Annotated in this window: 4 protein-coding genes; 3 read left to right on the plus strand and 1 reads right to left on the minus strand. The window is 64.1% G+C overall.

What is annotated here, in order from left to right:
* Nucleotides 1-312 precede the first annotated feature (312 nt).
* The 3 genes from AC1D00_RS24760 to AC1D00_RS24770 are packed head-to-tail and all read left to right on the plus strand — an operon-like array spanning nt 313 to nt 3,766.
* Nucleotides 313-1,530 (plus strand): class I SAM-dependent methyltransferase, encoded by a 1,218-nt coding sequence (locus AC1D00_RS24760; protein WP_135178071.1) that lies wholly within the window; start codon nt 313-315, stop codon nt 1,528-1,530.
* A complete protein-coding gene (locus tag AC1D00_RS24765; protein WP_477012460.1) occupies nt 1,523-2,728 on the plus strand; it encodes a class I SAM-dependent methyltransferase in 1,206 nt (401 codons plus the stop codon). Before AC1D00_RS24760 ends, AC1D00_RS24765 begins: the two co-directional genes overlap by 8 nt.
* A gap of 3 nt (nt 2,729-2,731) precedes the next feature.
* Nucleotides 2,732-3,766, plus strand: coding sequence for a Gfo/Idh/MocA family protein (locus tag AC1D00_RS24770; RefSeq protein WP_477012461.1), 1,035 nt, complete (start codon nt 2,732-2,734; stop codon nt 3,764-3,766).
* Here the strand turns inward: AC1D00_RS24770 and AC1D00_RS24775 are convergent.
* The coding region (locus AC1D00_RS24775; RefSeq protein WP_477012462.1) for a hypothetical protein at nt 3,756-5,390 on the minus strand (1,635 nt) is incomplete at its 5' end. The two genes, AC1D00_RS24770 and AC1D00_RS24775, sit on opposite strands and share 11 nt — an antisense overlap.

A 5,390-nucleotide genomic window follows, 5' to 3' on the forward strand; every position in this document is an offset into this window, starting at 1 on the left:
CATCACGGCTCTCGCTCAGCTCTCCACCTGCCACTAGGTCATGCGCTACCGCGATCGCCCTGGTTCCGCGCATGTTCGGCGACCCGGCGATTTGCAACCTCCAGCTCTCGCCGCAGGCCAAATACAGCCGGCGGAGGATTCGGCCCACAAAAGGCTGCGAGCACCGCTTCAGGGGACCAGGGGACCTGTGAACAGCCCTCCCGGGGCAACTTAAGAATTGTGGCACGGCCTGTGCCGCTATATAGGCTTGAGTAAGCTGGGTACCCCTCAAGGGTGCCGATTTCCGTATTATTCCTGCGCAGAGCCAAACCAGTGACCGACCATTGCCGCCTTTGCCATTCGACCAACCTGCGACCGGTCATCGACCTCGGACAGATGCCGATTGCGCATCGACTTCGGCACAGCCGGAACGAGCAGGAGGAACGGTATCCGTTCGAGGTGCTCGCCTGCGGCGATTGCGGTCTGCCGCAGATCGTCAAGCCGATCGATCCCGACATCCTGTATCGCCAGTTCAACTACAATTTCAGCAGCTGGAAGCCTGAGCCGCACCAGGTCGACGAGCTCGATACCATCGCGAAATTCTCGAGCCATCAATCCGTGTTCGAGATCGGCTGCAATGACGGCCTGTTCATGGACAAGCTGCGCGAGCGCGGCGCGAAGGTTTTGGTCGGCGTCGAGCCCAACCCGGTGTCGGGCAAGATCGCCCGTGAGCGCGGCATCAAGGTCTATGCCGACATGCTCAGCCCGGAGATGGCCCACGACGCGGTCGCTCAGGCCGGCAAGTTCGATCTCGTCGTATCGCGCCAGGTGCTCGAGCACATCGTCGATTTCGAGAACTTCTTCGCTTGCGTGAAGATCGCGCTGAAGGAGGACGGGCTGCTGTTCATCGACGTGCCCGATTTCGCACCCGGTTCGACGGCAGGCGATCTCTCGGTGCTCTGGGAGGAGCACGTCAGCTATTTCACCGAACCGACCCTGGTCGCGCTGCTGGCGCGCCACGGTTTCGAGACGGTGTCCGTGAAGAAATACAATTTCAGCGGCGGCAGCCTCGCGATCGCGGCCCGCCGTGCGACGCGCGACGTGACGCCGCCGCCCGCCCCCGCAGGCGTCGGCGAGAAATTCGGCCAGCGCGCGAGGGAGTACGGCGCGCGTCTCCGCCCGATCCTCGCCAAGGCCCGCGCCAACGGTGCCGAGATCGCCATCTACGGCGCGGGCTGCCGCGCCTGCACCTTCACCAACGCGCACGAACTGGCTGATCTCGTCGACCTCTCGGTCGACGACCAGAAGGAGCGCCAGGGGCTGTTCCTGCCCGGCACCGGGATTCCGATCCGTTCGCCGGAGGAACTCGCCGGCAAGTCGGATGCACTCGTCTGCCTTCTTGCCGTGAACGAGGAGAACGAAGCCAAGGTCAGCAGCCGGCTGCGCGAAAACGTGAAGCGCCCGCTGCACATCGTCTCGATCTTCGCGCCCTCCGATATCTGGAGCGAGCTCGACCGCCTCGAGGCGGCCGCAGGGTCGCGGCATGGCTGAGGACAAGCTCTTCAACTACTACGAACGTCAGGACGTCCTGCCGACGTTCGGGAATTTCAAGTCGGCCGCCGAACTCGCGACCTATGCGGGCCAGCGCCGCGAACTCTTTGTGGACAAGCTGGTGCTGCCTCCGCGGCTGTTCCGCGACGCCGAGGTCCTCGAATTCGGTCCTGATTCCGGTGAGAACGCGCTGGTGTTTGCCGGCTGGGGCGCGAACATGACGCTCGCCGAACCGAACCGGCATGCGCACTCGAAGATCCAGGCCTACTTCGCGCATTTCGGCCAGGCCGAACGTCTTCGCGAACTCGCATTGTCCGACGTCGAGGGGTTTCGCAGTGACCGCCGTTTCGACATCATCGACGCCGAAGGGTTCATCTACACGGTGCAGCCGAGCGAAAAATGGCTCGGCATCTTCCACCGGCTGCTCAATCCGGACGGTTACGCCGTCGTTTCCTATTACGAACGTTATGGCGGCTTCTTCGAGCTCGCGCTCAAGGCGATCCATGCCGCCGGCAAGGCCCTGACGGGCCGCCCCGCGCCGGAGACGGCGAAGCTGCTGTTCGAGCCGAAGTGGAACAGCATTCCGCACACACGCAGCTTCGAATCCTGGCTGATGGACGTGCTCGAGAATCCGTTCGTGCGGCACCGCTACTTCCTCGATGCGGAGGCCCTCTGCACGGCGGCGCACGAGCAGGGATTCGACATCCATTCGGCATGGCCCGCCTATCGCGACAGCCTGGACGTCTACTGGCACAAGAAGGTCCTGTCGGCGGACGAGAAGCTGCGTCGCGCCACACGCCATCTCGACCGCAGCCGCCTGAGCTTCCTCGGGGGACGGAAGCTCTATCTGGTCGGCCAGGCCGACGCGGTGAGCGCGATCTCGGCTTCGATCGAAGCGCTGGTGCTCGATGTGGACCGAATGATCGACGAGCCCTTCGGCGACAGCCTGCCCCGCGTGATCGCGAGCCTCGCCTCGTTACGCGAGACGATCCTGACGACGGATATTCTCGCCGACGATGCTTCCGACGTCGAAGCCATCACGGCAACGCTCGACAGTTTCCATCGCATCTTCAGCGCGATCGGACGACGGGATGCGTCCGCGGTTGCCGCCCTCACCCAGTCGGATCCGGCGTTCATCGGCACCTGGGGACAGCCGGCGCATTTCCTCGTCGTCCGGAAGCGCTTCGAGGGATCGTAGCCAGTGAGGCCAGGCATTGGCATCATCGGAACGGGCATGGTCGGCCAGATGTGCCACCTCGCCAATTTCGCCGCAAATCCCGCCTGCCGCGTCGTTGCGATCGCCGATCTCCGGCCTGACCTGGCGGCCGCCGCGGCAAAGAAATTCGGCATCCCACGGACCTACGGCACGCACCGGGAGCTGCTCGCGGACAGCGCGGTATCCGCCGTCGTCGTCGTGACCAAGCGTCGCGCCACCGGCCCGATCGTGCTGGATGCGTTGAACAGCGGCCGGCACGTGCTGTCGGAGAAGCCGATGGCCTACACGACGGTTCAGGCTGCGTCGCTGGTCGAAGCCGCGCGGCGACAGCGCCTCGTCTACAGCATCGGCTACATGAAGCGTCACGACGCCGGCGTGGCGCGCGCGCTGGCCGAACTGAGACGTCTGCGCACAGACGGCTCGCTCGGACGCGTTGTCGGAGCAAGAGGCTGGTGCTTCGGCGGCGACACCGGCCGATCGCACGACAATTTCGTCATGACCGGCGAAACCCGTCCGGACGGGCTCGAGCTCTGGCAGGGTGGTCCCGACTGGATGCCGGGCACGATGCGGCCTGGCTACGACAATTTTCTGAACGTGTTCAGCCATATCATCAATCTCGCGCGCTACGTGCTCGGACCGTCGCCGGCAGTCGCCGAAAGCACCCTCGAGAACTCGGGAGCTGCGCGCATAACCCTCGACTTCGACGGCGTCGCTTGCACGCTGGACCTCGTGAATGGATCCGAAGGTGCCTGGCGCGAGGGATTGACGATCGATTTTGAGCGGGGCGCATTGAGCATCGAATTGCCCCCACCCTTTGCCGAGCAGGAGGCAGAGGTCATCCTCGACCAGGGCGGACAACGCACGCGGCTGGTGCGCGAAGGGAGCTGGGCGTTTCGACGTCAGGCCGACGCTTTCGTCGCCGATATCGTCGAACAAGGAACGCCCCTGGCCTCCGGCGAAGATTCTGTGGCCGACATCGCGCTCGCCGAGGCGATCTGGAAGCGGCGCGTCAGCGGCTAGGCATCGCATCCGCCTTCGAACGATCGAGCGGCGTTATTCCCGCGATCGGCCCCGGCTTGATGGTGACCTCTGCCAATTCACGCAGAAACTGTGAAACGTCGCAGCGCGATAGCAGCCGGCATGCGTAGTACTTGCGCACCAGAGCCTGGTTCGGCGCGGCCGCAGGGCCCGGCTGGAGCGAGATCGTCGCCTGCGGCCCCGACGGATCGAGATGATGGAACGCGCTTCCCGGCGCCGTCCGCGCCACTTCGATTTCCTGGAGGACGGTCGGCCTCTCGGCACGCAAGGAAAATCCGACAAAGGGCTGATTGCCCCAGGCAAGGCGAAGCATGCTGCTGACCTCGGCGAAGCCGAACGGCACGTGGCGCGACGGGTAGTCGACAAATCCGTCATCGAGCGCGAAGACCGTTGCTGCCGGCTGGGCTCGGCTGGCGAGGTCGTTCGCGAGGGCCTCCTGCTTCAGCGTCCTCGCCTGCATGAAGACGTAGACATTCCACAGCACTCCGATCGACAGCACCGCCCCCGATCCGAACACGACCACGAGGGCTGCCTTTGGCCCGATCGCTCGTTCGACCCATCGCTTGAGAGCAAGAAGGGTCAATGCCGACGGCAAGCCGAACATCAGCAGATGACGGCTCTCGTAGAAGTGCGAGCTGGAGGGCCGTGATCCCGCGACCAGATAAGGGAGCGATAACACCAGAAACGAGACCACTGCGAGCGAGAGCGGCGCAGCAATCGCATATCCGGTTGCTGTCGGCTCTGTCTCGGCGCGCAGCAGGAACAGGCCGGCGCCGACGAGGAGCGCAGCCACGACGAGTGGTGCGGGTGCATCGATCGTCATCTTGAACGCGTTGATCACGACGTCCCAATAGCCGGTGACGAAGAACGTCTTCCATCCGTTCGCCAATTCGCCGAATGTCGGCAGATGAGCGTTGTAGTGCTGCGCATAGACGCCGGTACGTTTGAACCAGACGCTGAGCGCGCCCCAATAGACCAAGGGCAGCACCGCCAGCTCCGGATAGCGGGTCATGCAATACCAGGCCGCGCGCCATGTGCGCTGAATCAGGCCTTTCGCCTCGTCGCCGTTGCGCCATACCGCAATGAAGAGGCCCGCAAGCACGAATGCGTACAGCATGATCGTCGAATTGAGTGCAAAGCTCAGCAGGAACACGAGCGCACACGCCAACCGGAGCAGCACGCACCGCATGCCTTGCGCGCTGAAGGCGAGCGTGAGCAGCGATGCCCCGATGAACACCAACCCAAAGCTGAACACGTAGACTGCGTTCGCCTTGCCCGCCCAGAGCTGATAGCCGGGATAGGTCCAGACGATCAGTGCGAAGCCGACCGCCTCCGCACGGCCGAGTAGACCGAGGCGCGTTGCGGTCAGAGCCAGGCACATCGCGCCAAAGAAGATTCCGGCGAGCGCCAGCAAGACCATCACGGCGATCGGCGCGCCGGTCCAGTTGGCGAAGGTGTCGTAGCTGAAGAAGATCGGATGGCCAGCGCCGCTCAGGAGAAAATCGATGTCGATCATGAAGTCCGGACGCGGCTTGAGCACCAGCCAGTCGTCCATGAAGAGGCCGTCGTTCAGCAGCATCGGCGCATGCGCAACCAGCAGCAACGC

The sequence above is a fragment of the Bradyrhizobium sp. P2_E8 genome (assembly GCF_056403875.1).